The following is an 18,087-nucleotide window of genomic DNA, read 5'->3' as shown; positions in this document are numbered from 1 at the left end:
ACCAGACTGGTGGCGTGACCGGTCTGGTGGCTTGCGGCCTCGGCGGGGGTCAGCCGTCGGCGGGGAGGCGGACGAGGAAGACCGAGCCGGTGTCGTCGCCGGGCGCGTACTCGATGTCGCCGCGGTTGGCCCGCGCGAGTTCCCGCACGATGTAGAGGCCGAGCCCGGTGCCCTTGACGCTGCCCGCGGTGGAGTCGGCGCGGGAGAACCGGTCGAACAGGTGGGGGCGGAACCGTTCCGGCACGCCGGGTCCACGATCCTCGACCCGGATCTCGACCTGGCCGCCGAGGCGCCGGGCGGTGATCCGGGTGGCGCCGCCGCCGTACTTGTCGGCGTTGGAGAGCAGGTTGGCCAGAATCTGGTCGAGATGGCCGGGCTGGACCGTCGCGCGGAGGCCGTCCGGGCAGTCGATGTCCGGCGGCTGGGCGCCGGGGACGTGCAGGATCGCCGCCCGCAGGTGCTCCCGGACGTCGACCCGCTGCGGGTGGGCGGTGAGACGCCCGGCCTCGACGGTCACGAGGGCGAGCACCTCCCGGACGATGGTGTCCAGCCGCCGGGCGTTGCGGTGGACGCTCTCGACAAGTCGGTGTTTGTGTTCGTCGGGGAGGTCGCTCCAACCGTCGGCGGCCACCTCGGCGCAGCCGAGAATCGAGGTCAGCGGCGTACCGATCTCGTGGCCGAGCATGCCGATGAGGTCGAGTTTCAGCCGGTTGGCCGCCTCGAGTTCGGTGTTGCGGCAGGCGAGTTCGGCGGCGGCGGCGTCGCGGGCGTGTTCCGCGGCCTTGCGGGCCGAGATGTCGACGAACACCCCGATCAGGTGCAGCGGGCGGCCGTCGGTGTCGCGGACCAGGGACACGGTGGCCTCGACGTCGACCCAGCCGCCGTCGGCGTGGCGGACCTGGCCCTCGTGGCTGTAGGCGTCGTGGTCGCCGCCGAACAGATCCGCGATCTTGTGGCGCATGTCGGCGGCGGTGTCGGGGTGCAGCAGCAGGTCGGTCGGACTGCCGATCAACTCGTCCGCGGTACGGCCGAGCATCGCGGCGAAGGCGGGATTGACGTCCAGCAGGGTGCCGTCGAGGGCCCGGACGATCTGCCCGACCGCGGAGTGGGTGAACTGGGCGCGGAACCGCTGTTCGCTCTGGTGCATGGCACGCTGCGCGGCGCGGGCCGCGGTGATGTCGGTGTTGATCTCCAGCACGGTGCTGGCGCCGTCCACGGCGTCCTGCACGACCTGACGGCTCAGGACCGTGATGGTACGGCCGTCCGCCGTGAGGTGCTCGAGTTCGCCGTCCCACATCCGGTCGCGGCGCAGGATGTCGGCCTGTTCCGCCACCGCGCCGCCGTCGGGGAACGCGGTGGCCAGCAGCCGGTGGGTGAGCTTGCCGGTGGCCGCGCTGGCGGGCCAGCCGTACGTGGCCTCGGCGCCGGCGTTCCACCACCGGATGGTGCCGTCCAGATCGCGGGCGATGACCGCGGCGGGGATCAGCTCGAGCAGGCGGGCCTGCCGGCGCAGCTGCGCCTGGGCGGCGCGGGCGGCGGTGATGTCCTCGATCTGGCTCACCAGGTAGCGCGGCCGGATCCGTTCGTCGTGGGCCACGGCGGTGCGGATGCGCACCCACAGATCGTGGCCGTCGGCGTGGCGGTAGCGGGCCTCCAGGTTCGCCGTCTCGATCTCCCCGGCGGCCAGGCGCGCCAGCACCGGCAGGCTGACTTCGAGGTCGTCGGGGTGCTGCAGGTCGGACACCCGCATCCCGGCGAGCTGCTCGACCGGATAGCCGGTGATCGCCGCCATCGCGGGATTGGCCTGCAGGAACGTACCCATGGTGTCGGGTTGCAGGCTGGTCAGCACCATGCCGAGCGGCGAGTTGTCGAAGGCGACCCGGAACCGCCGCTCGCTGGCCTCCAGCGCGCTCAGCGCGACGGTGCGCTCGCTGAGCAGGGTGGCGTTGCGGGCGTAGTCGTCGGCGTGGCGCAGCGCGGCGCTGAGGCTGCCGGCCAGCAGCTCAAGCTGGTAGACGTCGCCGTCGTCGAACGCGTCCACCTCGGCGCTGGAGATCTTCAGTACGCCGATCGGCCGGTCGCCGCTGAACAGCGGCGCGACGCACATCGAGCGCAGCCCCACCGCGCGGCAGGCCTCCCGGTTGACCCGCGGGTCGGTCTCGCTGTCGCGGCACAGCACCGTGGAGCGCTGCGACATGGCCACCCCGGACAGCGAGCCTTCGATGGGCAGCCGCAGGCCGAGGTGGACGACCAGCGTCCCGGCCGCCGCCACGTAGTCGAGACTGTCGCCGTGGACGAGCTCCACGACCGCGCCGTCGGCAACCGGGAACGCCTGTACCGCCTGCGCGGCGACGACCTCGAGCACCTCGGCCCGGTCGTGGGCGGCCGCGGTGACGGCGCGCTGCACGTTGATCGTGGCCAGCAGGATCTCGGTGTGCCGGGTGGCGCGGGCCGCGTCCTGGTGCCGGCCGGTGAGATCCTCCACCTGCGCCAGCTGGTGCCGCCGCCCCTGCGGCCCCTCGAGCGGGACCAGGGTGACCTTGCACGCCACGCCCGCGCCGTCCGGGCGCAGGAGCCGCTGCTCGTAGCAGACCGCGGCGGCGGGATCGTCGGCGGTCGCGTGCGCGTCTTCCCGTACGCCGAGATCGTCAGGGTGGGTGAGGGTCCAGCACCCGTGGCCCAGCAGGTCCGCCGGGTCCCGTCCCAGGAGCCGGCAGAAGGCCGGGTTGACCTCGGTGAGCCGGTCGTCCTCGTCGAGGATCGCCATGGCGACCGGGCTGGCCCGGAAGGCGGCCCGCTCGGCGTCGTACCCGCCGCCGGCCGGCGTCTCGCCCGCGCCGTCCGAGGGAGCGCTCGTTCGCCGGGCGTGATCACCGACCGCGCCGGCCTGTGCCTGCTGCCGCACGACTGCCACCCGTTCGTCCAAGATCCTTCCACCACGGTCTGAGCGCACTGCTCGTCACTCGAAGTCGTCGGCCGGTGCCTCGAGGAGCTGAGCACGTTCGGCGGCCGGCGGGCCCACCTGCGTCGGTGGTGGCGGTTTCACCGCCAGCGGATCCACGGGCAGGCGCACACACATGGCGGTACCCGTGTCGGTCGGCAGCAGCGTGATCTCGCCGTGGTGGCGCTGCGCGATGAGCTGGGCCACGGGCAGGCCCAGGCCCGCCCCGGCGATGGCGCGCTCGGTGGTGATCTGGCCGCGGTAGAAGCGCTGGAAGATGTGCGGCCGCTCCTCCTCGGGGATGCCGGCGCCGGTGTCGGCGATGATCAGGTCGGCCCAGTCCTCGCCCCGGGTGAGCCGTACCTCGATCCGCCCACCCGCCGGGGTGAAGGTGATCGCGTTGTCCAGCAGCTCGGCCACCATCTGGCTGAGCCGCTCGCGGTCGCCGGTGATCTGCAGGTCGGCGGGCAGGTAGGTGGTGATCGTCACGTCCGCGGCCTCGGCGGCCGGCCGCGCCTTGTCGACGGCGGCGGCGACCACATCCGCGAAGTCGATCGGGGCGCGCCGGACCTCGGCCCGGCCGGAGTCCAGTGAGGACAGATCCAGCAGGGCTTCGACGAGACGGCGCAACCGGTCGCTGCCGCGCTGGATCGCTGCGGTCATCGGCGCGACCTCGGCCAGGGTGCTCGCCGGGTCGGCCTCCTCGATCAACTCGATGTAGGAGGCGATCACCGTCAACGGCGTACGCAGCTCGTGCCCGACCAGGTGCAGGTATTCGTCCTTGCTGGCGGTCAGGGCGTGCTGGAGCTCCTCGGCGCGGCGGCGCTCGATGAACTGGCCGATCTGCGTGGCGACGCCGGACAGCGTGTCGACCAGATCGTCCTGCGGGTCCTCGACCTCGTCGGCGAACAACGTCATCACCGCCAGCGTCCGGCCGCCGGAGGAGATCGGCAACGCCAGCGCGGTGCGCAGCCCGGCATGGTCGGCGGCCTCGACGGTGACCGGCCCGCCGGTTTCCCCGACGCTGGTCTGCCAGACCGGCTGGGCGCGCTGCCACGCCGTACCGGCCAGGCCCTGACCGGGCATCAGGCGCGCCGGTGGGGTGAGATCACTGGACAGCCGGGGCGATCGGTACCGGTCGACGTGGCGCAGCACCTCGCCGCCGGGGGTGGGTTCGACCAGCCACAATTCGGCGTACGGCCAGCCGAGCGTTTCGGCGATCGCCGCCAGCACCCGCGGGGCGGCCTCCTCGACGGTCTGTGCCTCGTTCAACGCGAGCGTCACCGCGAGCTCGCACCCGCGGAACCGTTCGGCGCGGCGCCGCAGGGTGATGTCGTGGAAGACCGACACCGCGCCGAGGCGTTCGCCGTCGGCGCGGGTGATCGGGTGGGCGTTGACCGAGTACAGCCGCCGCCCGCCCTCCGGGGTGGCGATGGCGTGCTCGACGCCGTGGACGTGCCGCCCCTCGAGGGCCTGCAGCACGGGCACCTCGTCGGCGGTGAACGGCCGCCCGTCCGGGTGGGTCACCGGCAGCGCGCGCAGCCACTGCTCGGGCGGCTGGTAGTCCGCCGCGATCCCCAGCAGCAGGCGCAACGACCGGTTCACCATCACCAGACGGCCGTCCGGGTCGCAGGCCAGTACGCCGGTGTCCAGGCTGTTGAGCAGCGTGTCCAGGAAGCTGCGCTGGATCTCGACCTGCTGGCGCGCGTAGCGCTGCCCGACCAGGGCGGTGCAGGTCTGGGCGGCCTCGTCGACCGCGGCGAGTTCCTCGGCCAGCCAGTGCCGTGGATGCATGTCCATCACGGCGCACACCCCGACGATCACCCCGTCCGGGTCGCGGACCGGGAACCCGGCGTAGGAGCGGACCCCCATGGCGCGCACCGGCGCCTCGGCGGGCACCCGGGCGTCGAGGCGCACGTCCTCGATCACCAGCGGGAAGCCGTACTGGATCACCAACCCGAACAGGGTGTGTGAGGCGGGTATCGCCGCCGTCCGGGGGTAGCCCGGGGGCACCCCCCAGCCCCCCATCAGGCGTATCGAGCGGCCCTCGGCGACGTGGATCATCGCCGTGGGTGCGGCGGCCGCCCGCGCGACGAGCGCTGCCAGCCGGTTGGCGGTGGTCTGCACGGGCCCGCCGGGTTCCATCTGCAGACCGGCCAGCGCCGCACCCCGCACCGCAGGTGTCACCGATGCGTCGACCGAGGAAGGCTTCCGGCTCGGCTGCGCCACAGCGGTAAGCGTACCCTTCCGGCTTTCACGGCAAACGGGATGGAAGCACATGCACCCGCGTAAATAGCAGCAGCCGGCGATAGCCGATCCGAGCCCGGCCAACCCCCGAATCGGGATCACCAGGCCGCCGGAGGGTGGAAACCCTGCCGATCAATGAAGGAAATTACGGTCTCATTGCCGGGCAATGCCGGGGTGGCACGACCACCCGGGTTCGTGGTTTCATAGACAGCGGAACGGCCGGACATCTTCCCCCGTGGATGCCCGGCCTTTCCTATGTCCGAAGCCCCCTTCACGACCGGGGCACAGTGGATCCGTTTCTGTCGCGGATGGACCGGCGACCCCTCCCGGCCTCAGCCGGCGGGCGCGGCCGGGATCACGATCTTGCCCTCGCTGAGCTGCTGCTTCAGGCCCTCGAGCTGTGACTTGATGTCGTCGACCTTGCCGCCCGAGGTGGCGTACTCGACGCCCTTGGTCTGCAGGCCGAACGTCACCGTACCCGGGGTGAACCTGCCCTCACCGACCGACCTGATGAACTCGAACACCGCCGTGTCCACCCGCTTGATCATCGACGTGAGGATCACGTCCCGCAGCTCCGGCGCCACCAGCTGGTACTGGTCGGAGTCCACACCCACGGCCCACTTGCCGCTGGCCTTCGCGGCCTTGAAGACACCGAGACCGGAACCCCCGGCGGCGTGGTAGACGACGTCGGCGCCGCCCGCGTACATCCGCGCCGCGGCGGCCTGGCCGGCGTTCGGGTTGATGAAACCGGAGCACGCCTGCGCCGGCGTCGACAGGTACCGCACGTCCACGGCGGTGTCGGCGCGGACGGCCTTCGCCCCCGCCCGGTACCCGACCTCGAAGCGCTTGATGAGCGGCAGGTCACAACCGCCCACGAAGCCCACCCGGCCGGACTTGCTCTTGAGCGCGGCGGCCGCACCCATCAGGAACGAGCCCTGGTCGTCGGCGAAGACCAGGTTGGTGAGGTTGGGGGCGTGGACCGTGTCGACGTCGACGGCCGCGAACTTCGTGTTCGGACAGTCCCGGGATGCGCGCGCCAGCGGGCCCTGCGCCGGGTCGGAACCGGCGTAGACGAAACCGACCGCGATGACGGCCTGGTAGCCGGCGTCACAGAGCAGCTTCAGCCGGCCGTACCGGGCCTCGTCGTTCTCTTCCTGCAGTGCCTCAAGCTCCTTGATCTGGACGTCGAGGCTGGTTTTCGCCCGCTCCAGTCCCGCGGCCGCGGCGTCGTTGAACGACTTGTCGCCCCGCCCGCCGAGGTCGTAGGCGAGGCCGACGGTGACGGCCTGGTGGGCGGCCTGGGTCGACTGACCGTCGGCGCCCTGCCCGCATCCCGCCGCTGCCAAGGTCATCAGTGCGGCCGTCGCGAAAAGGACCGATCTTCTTGCCAATGTGCCGGGCACCGCTGCGCATCCCTTCCGCTGATGACATCCGAATCAAGTCGGATGCCCTCATATCGGACAAGGTCTGACCGATATGAGGCTCAGGAGTCAGCAGACTTCGGGAGCGCGTGAAGAGGTAATCGGTCCGTGGGTGCAGTCAGACGTTCCACCGTCGTGATGCTGACGGCTGCGCTCATCTTCCTGATCGCCGCGCTCGGCAGCGCCGCCTCGGGCCGGGCGAACACGCTCAAGACCGAGCAGTCCGAACTCGCCCAGCGTTCGGCCGTCGGCTCGCACAAAATGAGCGAGTTCTTCGAACGCGCCAGCACCATCGTCGAACTCGGTGGCCGCAATTACTCATTCGTCGACTACTACGGTGGCGACGCCTATGGTGACCGCGGCCACCTGCCGCTGAAAGCCAAACCCACCGACCAGATCGTCGAGCGGGTGAATCAGGATCTGGCCCACATGGGCCGGATGTACGCCGACCGGATCGGTGCCGCCGCCTTCATCGACGTCTCCGGGGTCACCAACGCCGCGGTCATCCACGGTAAGCCGGTCGTCGCGGACAAGCTGCCGCAGAACAGCCGCACCGCGCCCTACTTCCAGCCCGTCTTCGGCGTGTCCCCGGGCGTGGTACGCCAGTCCCGGCCGTACCGCTCCCCCACCGTCGGCGACTGGGTGATCTCCAGCGGCACCCAGGTGCTCATGCCCGACCACGTCAAGCACGCGATGGTGCACTTCGAGATCACCGTCGAGGGCTTCCGCCGTGAACTGGACGGCGGGTACGGACACCTGCTCGTCGTCGACGCCGCCACCGGTGCCGTGGTGATCGACAGCGCCAGCCCGCAGCAGAACGGCCAGCCGCTCGGCGACCCGGGAAACCACCGGTTCACCCCGCTGGTGGGCCAGTGGCAGGACGCGGGCCTGATGAAGGTCGACGGTCGCCAGGCCGCGTACCACCGGGTGCCCTCGGAGGTCGGCAACGACAACCACTGGTACGTGGTCACCGTCGCCCCCGCCGCGCCGGGCCCGTTCACCGGGGTCGGCGTGCTGCCCGGCATCGTCGTACTCACCGCCGCACTGATCATCGTGTACGCGGTGATCATGCTCCGCAAGAGCCAGTCCGCACTGGTCCGCGCGGCCAACACCGACCCGCTCACCGGCCTGCGCAACCGGCGCCGCCTCGAGGCGGACCTCGCCGTACTGCTGCCCAAGTGCACCGAGGACGACCCGCTGTACCTCACGCTCAGCGACCTCAACGGCTTCAAGGCCTACAACGACACACTGGGCCACCCGGTCGGGGACACGCTGCTGGCCCGCCTCGGGCAGCGGCTGTCGGACGCGGTCCAGGGCCGTGGCGGCGCCTACCGGATCGGCGGCGACGAGTTCTGCGTGGTCGCCCGCGCCTCGGACGTCGACAGCCCCGACGCGCTGATCGCGCTCGTGAGCCAGGCGCTGCGCGAGGACCACGACCGGGTTCCGGTCACGGCGTCGCACGGTCTGGTCGTCCTGCCGCAGGAGACCAGCGACCTGATCGCCGCGATGAGCCTCGTCGACCGCCGGATGTACCAGCAGAAGCACGCCGAACGGGTGCGGGCCGAACGCTGAGGCGCAGCTTCACCCGCTGCGGCGCGTCGTGACCAACGCCGGGTCGGTGAGCCCGGGCGGCTCGACCACCGCACCGCAACGATCAGCCGCCCTGCACCACCAGCGCACGGCCCCCGGGGTCTCCTCAGGTTCACCGTGCGTCGGTGGCCAAAGTAGGACGCGGGGACACCCCTGCCGGTTGTCACACCCTGAATGCTTCAACCCGCGATGGCCGGGGCCGATGATGCGGAAAAGGGCTGGGGGGTGAGCGGGTGGACGGCGTTGACATCGACGTTGCACAGCTGTCGGCTGCCCTGCAGGCGCTCGAGGAACAGGTCAGCGTGAAGGCGGAGGTGGGATACACCACCGCGTTGGAACTCGAGCGGCAGGCCGCCGCCGTCGGCGACGAGATGCTGATCGCCCGGGCCCGCCTCGTCCACGCCAACATGCTCAGGCGGACCGGGGACGTGGCGACCGCCGCGCGACAGGTCCACGACATCCACGAGTGGGCTCTCGTACACGGCGACCGCCGCCTCCAGGCCCGGACGCATCTGTCCTGGGCGTACCTCAACCGGCTGACCGGCGACACGGCTCAACGCCTGGAACACGCGTTGAGCGCGGTCGAGTTGCTCGACGAGACGGCCACGCCGTACATGCAGGTCTGGTACCGCTGCACGCTGGCCGACGCGCTGGCCGACAACGGCGACATGGACGCGGCGCGGCCGCGCTTCCGGCAGGCCGAGGCCCTGGCCCGGGAGTTGCACCAGTGGGAGCAGCTCACGATGTTGCTGAACAACTGGGCGGTTTCCGAGTACGAGAACGACGACTTCCCCCGGGCCCGAGAGGTCGCCGCCCGGATGCTGGAACACGCCGCGGCGCACGGCTTCGACCTCGAACCCGCGCAGCTGGACACGATCGGCGCCATCCAGATCGAGAACGGCGAGTACGCCGAGGCCGAGCAGACGATGCTGGTCTGCATCGCCCGGCGCGACGCCGGGGAGAGCGACAACGCCGATGATCTCGCCGAGTACCTGCTGAATCTGGCCCGCGCCCAGCGCGGTTCCGGAGCCACCGACCGGGCCCAGGCGAGCCTGGACGCCGCCCGCGAGCTGTGCGTCGACCGTGAGCTGCACGGGCTGCTGGTCCGGGTGCATCAGGAGCAGGCCGAACTCCACGCCGCCCGCGGCGAGTTCGCCGAGGCGTTCGCCGCCCAGAAGGTCTTCGTGGCCGCCAAGGAGAATCTGCGCGCCCGGCAGGAGCAGGCGAAGGCGCTGACCCGCCAGACGTTGTTCGAGACCGCCGAAGCGCGTGAGGAAGCCCAGCAGTTCCGGGAGCAGGCCCGCCGCGATCCGCTGACCGGTCTGCGCAACCGCCGCTTCGTCGACGAGGAGCTCACCGCACTCATCGCCGGGGATCCCGACCTCACGGTGGCGATCGCCGACATCGACCACTTCAAGCAGATCAACGACCAGCTCTCCCACGACACCGGGGATCAGGTGCTGGTGCAGGTCGCCAAGGTCCTGGAAACCGAACTGGCCGCTGTCGCCCCGGAGGGGTTCGTCGCGCGGCTCGGCGGGGAGGAGTTCCTGCTGGTGCTGCCCGCCACCCCGGTCATCCTGGCGACCCGGCATCTCGACGGGATCCGGCGCGCGATCAGCGAGTTCGACTGGCACGACACCACGAACGGCCTGCCCGTCACGGTCAGCATCGGCGTGGCCGGGGTGAACGAGACCTCGCCGCGCAGCCAGTCCGCCGCGCTGGCCACGGCGGATCGCAACCTCTACGCGGCAAAGCACGCCGGGCGCAACCGCGTCGTGGCCGGAACGGAACCCGAGCCGCGCCGCCGCGCCTACCGCGACCGCACCGCGCCCTGAGCCCCATCATCAATCGGGCGCGTCGGCCGGACCGCTGACCCTGAGCCGGCACAATTGATGACCCTGAGCCGCAACCAGAGCACCGTCGAGGACCGCGCCGACCGATGAACGCCAGCCCGATGCCGCCCGCCGACGTGGACGTCAGCCTGGACCTGGTCCACCGGCTCGTCGCCGACCAGATGCCGGATCTGGCCGACCGTCGCCTCCGGATGCTGGCGCACGGGTGGGACAACGTCATGGTGCGGATCGGGGACGAGCTCATCGCGCCTCGTACCCCGCCCGCCGACCACGGCGAGGCGGCCCGCGCCCTGGCCGCGTTTCTGGCAGCGCTGCACGTCCCCGCGCCGGACCACGCGCCACGAAACCCGGTTCGAGGCATTCCCCTGGCCGGCCGTGCCGCACGGCTCGCCGACAACCTGGACCGGCTCGGCACTCGCGTCGACGGCCACACCGTGACCCGCGTGTTCCGGGCCGCGGCCGAGGCACCCGCGTGGGACGGTGCTCCCGTCTGGTTGCACGGCGACCTGCATCCCGCGAACATCCTCGTCCACGGCGGCCGGGTCAGCGCCGTCATCGACTTCGGCGACATCACCGCCGGTGACCCGGCCACCGACCTGGCGGTCGCCTGGATGCTCCTGCCGGCCGACGAGCATCGTGCGTTCTGGGGAACCTACGCCGCGGCCAGCCAGCACCCGGCCGATGGCGCCCTGCGTATCCGCGCACATGGCTGGGCCCTTGCGCTGTCGGTCGCCTTCCTCGCGCATTCCGCCGACAACCCCCTGATGGCGGGCATCGGGCGACGCACCCTCAACGCGGTCATGGCCGACGTCGCCTGACGTGGCGTACCCGACACGGCGTTGACCTCAACACCCGCGACCCCGCTCGCGCGATCGTTGCGGCCAGTGTGGACGTGGTCGCCGCCGACCTGGCCGACCCGGACACGGTGCGCCCGCACCTGCACGGTGTCGAGGCCGTGTTCCTGATCTGGCCGTTCGCCGATCCCGCTGCGACGGCTCAGCTCGCTCCGCGCGTCGTCGACGTGCTCGCTGCGGTGGGATCGCTGTGGGTCGCCGAGTCGGCCCCGCAGATCAAGCGGACGTCGGCCTGAGCCGCACGAGATCGAGGACCTCGTGGCGGAGCCGGCCGAAGGCGGGCTGCTCCTTGGTGGCGGTCTGCGACCGCGGCAGCGGCAGGTCCACGTCGATCACACGGAGCACGGTAGCCGGCGCGGACGACAGCACGACGATCCGGTCGGAGAGGTACACGGCCTCGTCGATGTCGTGGGTGACCAGCAGGATCGTCACGCCGTACTCATCGCGCAGCGGCCGGATCAGATCTTCCAGGTCCATCCGGGTCTGCGCGTCGACGCTCGCGAACGGCTCGTCCATGAGCAGCAGCTTCGGCTGGTAGGCGAGGGCGCGGGCGATCGCCACCCGCTGCTGCATGCCGCCGGAGAGCTGGCGCGGGCGCTTGCGGGACACGCCGGCGAGGCCGACCGCGGCCAGCGCTTCCAACCCGGCCGAACGAGCGTCGCCCCGGGATCTGCCCTTGGCGCGCAGCGGCAGCGTGACGTTACCGAGCGCGGTGAGCCAGGGCAGCAGCGAACGGCTGTAGTCCTGGAAGACCACGGCGACATCCGCCGGTGGACCGGCCACCGGCTCGCCGTCGATGGTCACCGTGCCCCCGGTGGCCTCCAGCAGTCCCGCCGCGACCCGCAGCACGGTGGTCTTCCCGGCCCCCGAGGGGCCGACGATCGAAACCACTTCACCGGTACGCACGTCGAAGGCGACCCCGCCGACGGCCAGGTGGTCGCCGTACCTCATGACGAGGCCGTCGACCCGCAGGAGCGTGTCGCTCATGATCGGCCCTTCGCTCCGGTGGCGAGGATGCCCAAGCGGCCGAGGGTGGCGCGCTCGGCCAGCGCGAAGGCGGCGTTGAGGAGGTAGCCGAGCAGTGCGAGCAGCACCATCCCGGCCCACATCCGGGCGTACTGAAACTCCTGCTGCGCCAGGATCGTCACGGCGCCGATGCCGTGCGGCGCGCCCACCATCTCGCTGACCACCATGACCAGCACCGCGACCGAGAGCGCGGTGCGCGCGGCCGACACGATCTGCGGCGCGGCCGCCGGGAGCAGCAGCAGGAAGAGCCGCCGGACCGGACCGATCCGGTACGAGCGCCCGATGTCGATCACGGTCGCGTCCACCGCCCGCAGGCCCGCCGTGGTGTTCACCAGCACCAGGAAGAACGCGCTGAACGTGATCACGCCGACCTGCATGCCCGAGCCGATGCCGAACGCCACGATGAAGATCGGCAGCAGCGCCACCGCCGGCAGCGTGAGCTGAAAACTGACCAGCGGCGCGAGCAGTCCGCGAAGCACCGGCACCCGGCCCAGCAGCACGCCCCCGGCGATGCCCCCGAACACGCCCAGCAGATAGCCGCGGCACAGGTTCCACAGGCTCGGCACCACGTGTTCGGAGAAGCCGGAACCGATCCATGTCGCCCGGAACTCGGTGCCGATCGCGCCGAGCGTCGGAAAGTACGGGTTCTGCGCCTGCCGCGCCCACATCTGGTACGCGACGAGCAGACCGACCGGGAGGATCAACTCCCACAGGAAGCCTCTGAGGCGACTCACCGGCCCGCCACCACCAGCCGGTGCAGGGCGCCGAAGGCCGTCGCGACGAGCAGACCGAACACGCCCGCGGCGAGGGTCAGCGCGTACACCTGGGGCAGGTCGTCGCCGCTGGAGGCGACCACCAGAAGCTGGCCCAGGCCGGGTGCGCCGCCCACCAGCTCGGTGGCCAGCGAGATGGCGAACGCGGTGGCCGCGGCGATCTGGAGCGCGATCACCACCATCGGTAGCGCGGCCGGCAGCCGGACGAAGACGATCCGCCGCCACCAGTCGAGCCGGTAGCTGCGGGCGGTGTCCAGGACGACGGCGTCGGTGTGGCGTACGCCGTAGCTGGTCTGGATCAGCAACGGCCAGAGCGCACCCTGCGCGATCAGAAAGACCTTGAACTCGATGCCGCCGGCGAGGACCAGCAGCGCGAGCGGGAGGATCACGACGGGCGGGATCGGGCGCAGCGCCTCCACCGGGACCCGGATGAACCGCCAGGCCCGGTCGCTCGCCCCGACCGCGAGCCCGAGCGGGATCGCGATCGCGGCGCTGACCAGCAGACCCAGCGCCCAGGAGCGGAGGGTGTCACCGGTCGCGGTCCAGAACATCGCGCTGCCGAGCAGACCGCCGAACGCGGTGAGCGTACTGCTCAGCGTCGGCACGTCGGTTTCGGCGACGATGCCGGTGCGGGTGGTCGCCTCCCAGAGTGCGGCCGCCCCGGCGAGACCCAGTGCCGACAGGGCGGTGGGGCGAAACATCACGCGCCTACGAACGCGGCCAGGTCGATGTCGTTCTTCACCCAGCCGAACTGCTTCATCAGCGCGACCAGCGGTGCGAGTTGGGCTGCGGTGACCTCGCTGCGGTAGGTGACGTCCGGCAGGGCGGCGGCCTCCTCGGCGCTGAGGCCGGCGAGCGGCGCGCCAGCCGCCTTGACCTCGGCCTGGTGGTCGTCCGCGTACGCGAGCGCCTTCTTGATCGCCGTCTGGAACCGCTCCATCGCGGTCTTACGGTCGCCGCTGAGGTCCTTCTTGCCGAAGACCAGCCCGGTCGGTGAGCCGGGCGGCAGCACCTCGGCCAACGTGTCACCGAGGTCCGCGAGCTCCGGGAACTGCTTGAGTGCCTGCGACTGGTATGGCGGCGCGGTCACGCCCGCGTCCACCTGCCTTTCCGCGACCGCCTTGGCGATCTGGCCTAGAGGAAGCGCGACGAATTCCGTCGTGCTGGGGTCCCCGCCGGCCTTGGCCACAGCCGCCTGGGTAGTAAGAGTCACTAACGAGCGCTGGGCGTTGGTGGCGACCTTCTTGCCAGCCAGAGCAGCGAACGAGGTGATGCCCGAGTCCTTGCGGACAAGCAGGCCACTGTTTGTGCCCTTCGCGCCCAACAGGGAGACGTTCGCCACCTTCTTCAGGCCGGAGTTGCCGGCCGCGACGGCGAGCAGCACCGGGGCGTACGCGGTCCAGCCAACGTCGTACTGGCCGGCCACCACACCGGTGACTACGTTGGGGCCACTGTCCACGTTGGTGATGTCGACCCGGACGCCCTGCTCGGCGAAGAAGCCACGGGCCTGGGCCAGCTTGATCACGCCGTACTGAATGGTGGGCACTGCGCCGATCTTGACGGTGAGGGTCGCACCGGACGCCGACGGATCCGCGTGGCCGCTCGCGTCGCAGGCCGTCGTGACGAGCAGTGCGGCGGTCGCGGCGAAGGCAGCAGAAGTACCTTTTATGGTCATATCGGCGCCTTTCTGGGTGATCTGCGGGCGCGACATTATCGTAGAATTCACTCATAAGGCTTGGACCCGAGAATCCCTCGATCGCTTCCCGCCGCAGCGCTACGAGTTCGTAGTGAAGCGATGGGCCACGCTCAGGCGGGCTTCTGGCCGGCGGCGGCTCGAAAGAATGCATTCATCGCGCGAGTCCCCAGGCTTTCGCAAGCTGCGACGAGGCGTCCGCCGATGGCCGGGCGCCGGAATGACCGGCGAGGGGACCGGTCGAGAGGATTTCGATGTACGTGGCCGCGGCAGGGCGTGGGCTGCTTCTTCATGCGGAGGGTGGAGCATCGGGCCAGGCAGGCGAGCCCGGAGGCATTGCGGCTGGTCGTGGTAAAACGGCCCTTGGCGTTCGACCCGGCTTCAGTCCTGGCTGCCAGCGGTGGAACCAAACAACCAGCCGTACGTTGTCGCGTTATCCGGCCCGGCGATATCACGTGCCTTCTCCACAGTGGGCGCGAGTCGGCACCTGGCACGTCACCGCGGTTGCGCCGCTCCCCCGCCAGGTCCCATCGCCGGTACGCCACGCCAGCAGCGGGATGTCGTGGGCGGGCAGCCCGGCCCGCACCGCCCGCGACAGCGCCCGCGCGGGCACGGCGGACGCCCACAGGGATGGTTTTGCAGGCGTCCGCGCGGGGGCGCGTCAGGGAAAGGTGACCTCGACGAGAGGGCTGCTTGCCACCCAGACCTCGACCTCCTGGCCCGGCTTGCTGGTGAAGTCGCCGAGCGGGGCGAGCAGCCCGGCGAGGACCTTCTCTCGCTCGGCCTGGTCAGTGACGGGACGGGCAGTCGCCTGCAGATCGGCCGTCGCGGACTCTTTGAGGTGGAAGGTGAATCGCGGGTGAGTGACCAGGTTGGCGTACCAGTCGCGCGGACGGCCGGGTGTACCGGTGATGTAGTACCGACCCTCCAGCCGGTGGAACCAGATCTCGATCCGGCGCGGTTCACCGGTCTTGCGGCCGATGGTGGTGATGTCGATGACCCGGTCCTGCGCCAGCGCCGTGGCGGTCTCGTTGCTCATGCTCGCCGCTTTCCTCGTCGTGGTCTGGGTGTACCTGAACGGGAACCTCCGGCGCGGGGGTAGGTATTTCCACGGTGGACAACTGGCTGCCGTACACATGGGCCGGAGGCGAGTCAGGCGGAGCTGTCGGCGCGCCGATGCTGAAGCACTCCGTTGATGTTGGAAGACTGCTCGGGTGAGCGTGCCGGACTATCAAAGCCTCATGTTGCCCGTTCTGGTCGCGGTGAGTGACGGCCTGCCGTACCGAGTCGCAGATGTCCGTCGGACTGTCGCGTCGACGCTTGGGCTTACACCTGATGATCTCGCCGAGCGGATCCCCAGCGGACAACCGGTGTTCGACAGCCGAGTCAATTGGGCCGCGACGTACATGGCACAGGCTGGGCTACTTCGGCGGCCCCGTCGTGGGATCTTGGAGCTGACGGACCGCGGCCGCAGCGTGCTTGCGGAGAACCCCACTCGGGTGGACAACGTGACGCTGTCTCGCTATCCCGAGTTTCTTGAGTTCAAGATGCGGGCGACGGGGAGCCAAGACGAACCACCTGCAGCAAGTGCCACGCCTGGCGGTTCCGGTACGGACGCCCGTGCCGGTGCCATCAATGCCCCGACCGCCGAGACAACGCCACTGGAGCAACTCGAGCGTGCGGTAAAGGAGGCGAATTCGGCGGTTTCGACGGAGTTGTTGCAGAGAATTCGAGAGCGGGACCCCGATTTCCTGGAGCGTCTGGTGCTGCGCCTGCTCACCGCAATGGGGTACGGAGGGAAAGCCGGAGCGGCACAGCACTTGGGTCGCAGTGGCGATCAAGGACTTGACGGAGTCATCCGACAGGACGCCCTGGGACTCGAGCGGGTCTACGTGCAAGCCAAGCGCTATGGGCCGGAGCAGTCGATCGGCCGGCCGGACATCCAGGCCTTCGTGGGGGCCCTCCACGGAGCACAGGCGGACCGCGGAGTCTTCATCGCAACCACTCGCTTCACTTCGGAGGCACGGGATTACGCCGAACGCGTTGCAGCTCGCGTTGTACTGATCGACGGCATACAGCTAGCTGAACTCATGATTCTCCATAATGTCGGAGTTCAGGATGAAAGGACATTCACGCTTAGGCGGGTCGACGAAGACTTCTTCGACACCTTGTAGCCCCTGGCCACCGACGACCTCGACAATGCGGTCACCCGCAAGCTGCTGCGCCTTGGCCACGGCTGCCTCGACACCGTCGATGAAGTGAAACGGCGCCTCGGAGTCCCAGCCCTCGGGCGCCGGCCAGCCGAGGGTTCGAACGTCCGTACTGACCTCGCCTGAAGCGCAGCCTGCGGTCCCAGCCCGGCTGAGGTCTCCGGACCGAACGGCCTTCAGTCGGGATAGCGCGACATCCCGAGCAGGTCAGGGCAATGTGACGACCTGAGCCGCGTACGAAAGGCCGGCGCCGAAGCCCACGAGCAATGCGGGACCCGTCGTATCGGGCAGGGCTGCCATTGCCTGGGGAATGGAGGCCGCGCCGGTGTTGCCGTTGGTGGTGATGTCCGTGGCCACCCGGACGTGCGGGCCGAGCCCCAGGGCCTTGGCCGCGACCGAGGTGATGCGCAGGTTGGCCTGGTGGGGGATGAAGGCCGCCAGGTCGGTCGCGGAGATGCCCGCCGCGTCCAGCGCGCGGCCGGCCACGTCGGGAATGAGGGAGGTCGCCCAGCGGAAGACCTCAGGGCCCGCCATCCGCAGAATGCCCGCGTCGTCGTACCGCAACAGCTCGCTCCGGGAGCCGTCGGAGCCCCACACCACCGGGCCGATGCCGCAGGTCTGCGCCGGACCGACGACCACCGCGCCCGCGCCGTCGCCGAAGAGGAACGCCGTGCCCCGGTCGCGCTCATCGATGATGTCGGTCATGCGCTCGGCGCCGACCAGGACCACGTAGCCGGCCGCGCCACTGCGGACGAGCGCGTCGGCGGTCGCAAGTGCGTACGGGAATCCGGCGCACGCCGCTCCCAGATCCATCGCGGCAGCCGCGGTGGCGCCCAGCGCATCGGCCACCAGGGGTGCTGTGGTGGTCGCGCGGCCGCGATGGGACATCGTCGCCACCAGGACGGCCGAGACGTCGTGCGGATCGACGCCGGCGCCGGCAAGGGCCTTGTTCGCGGCCGCCGCAGCCATCGTGACCAGGTCCTCGTCGGGTGCGGCGTGCCGGCGCGACTCGATGCCACAGCGGCGGCGGATCCACTCGTCGCTCGAGTCGATCAGGGCGGCGATCGTCTCGTTGCCCACCTCGGTCCGGGGGCGGTACGTGGCGACGCTCAGGATGCGCGACCCGGGGTGACCGGCGCGGCGCTGCAAAGGGTTGGCCATGACCAACAATCCAAGCATGCCTGACTGGATGCACTCCGAATGCTTCATTCCTCGCCAGTAACCAAGCGTTCGAGCGGGCGCAGTGGAAGGTTACATTACGCTACGTAGCGAGCGCCTCGCGGCGGAAGGGTGCTCCCCAATTTGAGCCACGGGAAGATGCCGAGGCGTCAAGGACGCGCCATGGACCGTCAAGATTGTCGATGCAATGACCCTGGTCGCGCTGGATGATGAAGCGCGTAACCGTGGTTTCAACCAACAACACGGACCCGGTTGGCCGACCGCCAACGCCGACATTGTCTGCGCACCACTATCTGTATC

General features: G+C 70.4%; 14 protein-coding genes. 5 read left to right on the top strand and 9 right to left on the bottom strand.

The features are described 5' to 3' along the window. Nucleotides 1–49: 49 nt before the first annotated feature. The 3 genes from EV385_RS22755 to EV385_RS22745 all read right to left on the bottom strand — a co-directional run bounded on the left by EV385_RS22755 (nt 50) and on the right by EV385_RS22745 (nt 6,540). A complete protein-coding gene (locus tag EV385_RS22755; protein ID WP_130511291.1) occupies nt 50–2,905 on the bottom strand; it encodes a PAS domain S-box protein in 2,856 nt (951 codons plus the stop codon). A 54-nt stretch (nt 2,906–2,959) separates the two neighbouring features. Then, a complete protein-coding gene (locus EV385_RS22750) occupies nt 2,960–5,170 on the bottom strand; it encodes an ATP-binding protein (RefSeq protein WP_165449558.1) in 2,211 nt (736 codons plus the stop codon). A gap of 350 nt (nt 5,171–5,520) precedes the next feature. Next, nucleotides 5,521–6,540, bottom strand: coding sequence for a BMP family lipoprotein (locus tag EV385_RS22745; RefSeq protein ID WP_130511289.1), 1,020 nt, complete (start codon nt 6,538–6,540; stop codon nt 5,521–5,523). Nucleotides 6,541–6,747: 207 nt separating this feature from the next. On the opposite strand from EV385_RS22745, the gene EV385_RS22740 reads away from it, so the two are divergent. The 4 genes from EV385_RS22740 (at nt 6,748) to EV385_RS22725 (ending at nt 11,142) form a co-directional block, all read left to right on the top strand. Next, nucleotides 6,748–8,181, top strand: coding sequence for a GGDEF domain-containing protein (locus tag EV385_RS22740; RefSeq protein ID WP_130511288.1), 1,434 nt, complete (start codon nt 6,748–6,750; stop codon nt 8,179–8,181). A 251-nt stretch (nt 8,182–8,432) separates the two neighbouring features. After that, a complete protein-coding gene (locus EV385_RS22735) occupies nt 8,433–10,034 on the top strand; it encodes a tetratricopeptide repeat-containing diguanylate cyclase (RefSeq protein ID WP_242625023.1) in 1,602 nt (533 codons plus the stop codon). A 104-nt stretch (nt 10,035–10,138) separates the two neighbouring features. Further along, nucleotides 10,139–10,870, top strand: coding sequence for a phosphotransferase (locus EV385_RS22730; protein WP_130511287.1), 732 nt, complete (start codon nt 10,139–10,141; stop codon nt 10,868–10,870). Between the two features lie 68 nt (nt 10,871–10,938). Next, entirely contained in the window at nt 10,939–11,142 is a 204-nt protein-coding gene (locus EV385_RS22725; protein WP_423203076.1) for an SDR family oxidoreductase, read from the top strand. Here the strand turns inward: EV385_RS22725 and EV385_RS22720 are convergent. The 5 genes from EV385_RS22720 to EV385_RS22700 form a co-directional block, all read right to left on the bottom strand. Continuing rightward, a complete protein-coding gene (locus EV385_RS22720) occupies nt 11,123–11,893 on the bottom strand; it encodes an ABC transporter ATP-binding protein (RefSeq protein ID WP_130511286.1) in 771 nt (256 codons plus the stop codon). The two genes, EV385_RS22725 and EV385_RS22720, sit on opposite strands and share 20 nt — an antisense overlap. Continuing rightward, complete coding sequence (locus tag EV385_RS22715) at nt 11,890–12,666, bottom strand: ABC transporter permease (protein WP_130511285.1); 777 nt, start codon at nt 12,664–12,666, stop codon at nt 11,890–11,892. The genes EV385_RS22720 and EV385_RS22715 overlap by 4 nt, the downstream gene beginning before the upstream one ends. Beyond that, nucleotides 12,663–13,406 carry an ABC transporter permease gene (locus tag EV385_RS22710; RefSeq protein WP_130511284.1) on the bottom strand — a complete coding sequence of 248 codons (744 nt, stop codon included), beginning with the start codon at nt 13,404–13,406 and terminating at the stop codon, nt 12,663–12,665. The genes EV385_RS22715 and EV385_RS22710 overlap by 4 nt, the downstream gene beginning before the upstream one ends. Continuing rightward, nucleotides 13,406–14,416 carry an ABC transporter substrate-binding protein gene (locus EV385_RS22705; protein ID WP_130511283.1) on the bottom strand — a complete coding sequence of 337 codons (1,011 nt, stop codon included), beginning with the start codon at nt 14,414–14,416 and terminating at the stop codon, nt 13,406–13,408. Before EV385_RS22705 ends, EV385_RS22710 begins: the two co-directional genes overlap by 1 nt. A gap of 643 nt (nt 14,417–15,059) precedes the next feature. Next, entirely contained in the window at nt 15,060–15,437 is a 378-nt protein-coding gene (locus tag EV385_RS22700) for a nitroreductase family deazaflavin-dependent oxidoreductase (RefSeq protein WP_130511282.1), read from the bottom strand. A 175-nt stretch (nt 15,438–15,612) separates the two neighbouring features. Between EV385_RS22700 and EV385_RS22695 the strand changes: the two genes are divergently transcribed. Next, nucleotides 15,613–16,572, top strand: a complete 960-nt coding sequence (locus tag EV385_RS22695; protein ID WP_207229901.1) for a restriction endonuclease — start codon at nt 15,613–15,615, stop codon at nt 16,570–16,572. A gap of 243 nt (nt 16,573–16,815) precedes the next feature. Here EV385_RS22695 and EV385_RS22685 read toward each other — a convergent pair whose 3' ends face one another. Further along, nucleotides 16,816–17,769 (bottom strand): beta-ketoacyl-ACP synthase 3, encoded by a 954-nt coding sequence (locus tag EV385_RS22685; protein ID WP_242625022.1) that lies wholly within the window; start codon nt 17,767–17,769, stop codon nt 16,816–16,818. Between the last annotated feature and the right edge of the window lie 318 nt (nt 17,770–18,087).

Source organism: Krasilnikovia cinnamomea (assembly GCF_004217545.1).
Lineage (GTDB): Bacteria > Actinomycetota > Actinomycetes > Mycobacteriales > Micromonosporaceae > Actinoplanes > Actinoplanes cinnamomeus.
The sequence above is the reverse complement of the archived record's forward strand: the minus strand, read 5'-3'. Positions and strand labels throughout refer to the sequence as shown.

Coding starts and splice junctions, on each gene's coding strand:
- EV385_RS22705 (WP_130511283.1), bottom strand. CDS start 14,416: ATGTCGCGCCCGCAGATCACCCAGAAAGGCGCCGATATGACCATAAAA.
- EV385_RS22740 (WP_130511288.1), top strand. CDS start 6,748: ATGCTGACGGCTGCGCTCATCTTCCTGATCGCCGCGCTCGGCAGCGCC.
- EV385_RS22720 (WP_130511286.1), bottom strand. CDS start 11,893: ATGAGCGACACGCTCCTGCGGGTCGACGGCCTCGTCATGAGGTACGGC.
- EV385_RS22685 (WP_242625022.1), bottom strand. CDS start 17,769: ATGGCCAACCCTTTGCAGCGCCGCGCCGGTCACCCCGGGTCGCGCATC.
- EV385_RS22745 (WP_130511289.1), bottom strand. CDS start 6,540: ATGACCTTGGCAGCGGCGGGATGCGGGCAGGGCGCCGACGGTCAGTCG.
- EV385_RS22730 (WP_130511287.1), top strand. CDS start 10,139: ATGAACGCCAGCCCGATGCCGCCCGCCGACGTGGACGTCAGCCTGGAC.
- EV385_RS22710 (WP_130511284.1), bottom strand. CDS start 13,406: ATGTTTCGCCCCACCGCCCTGTCGGCACTGGGTCTCGCCGGGGCGGCC.
- EV385_RS22700 (WP_130511282.1), bottom strand. CDS start 15,437: ATGAGCAACGAGACCGCCACGGCGCTGGCGCAGGACCGGGTCATCGAC.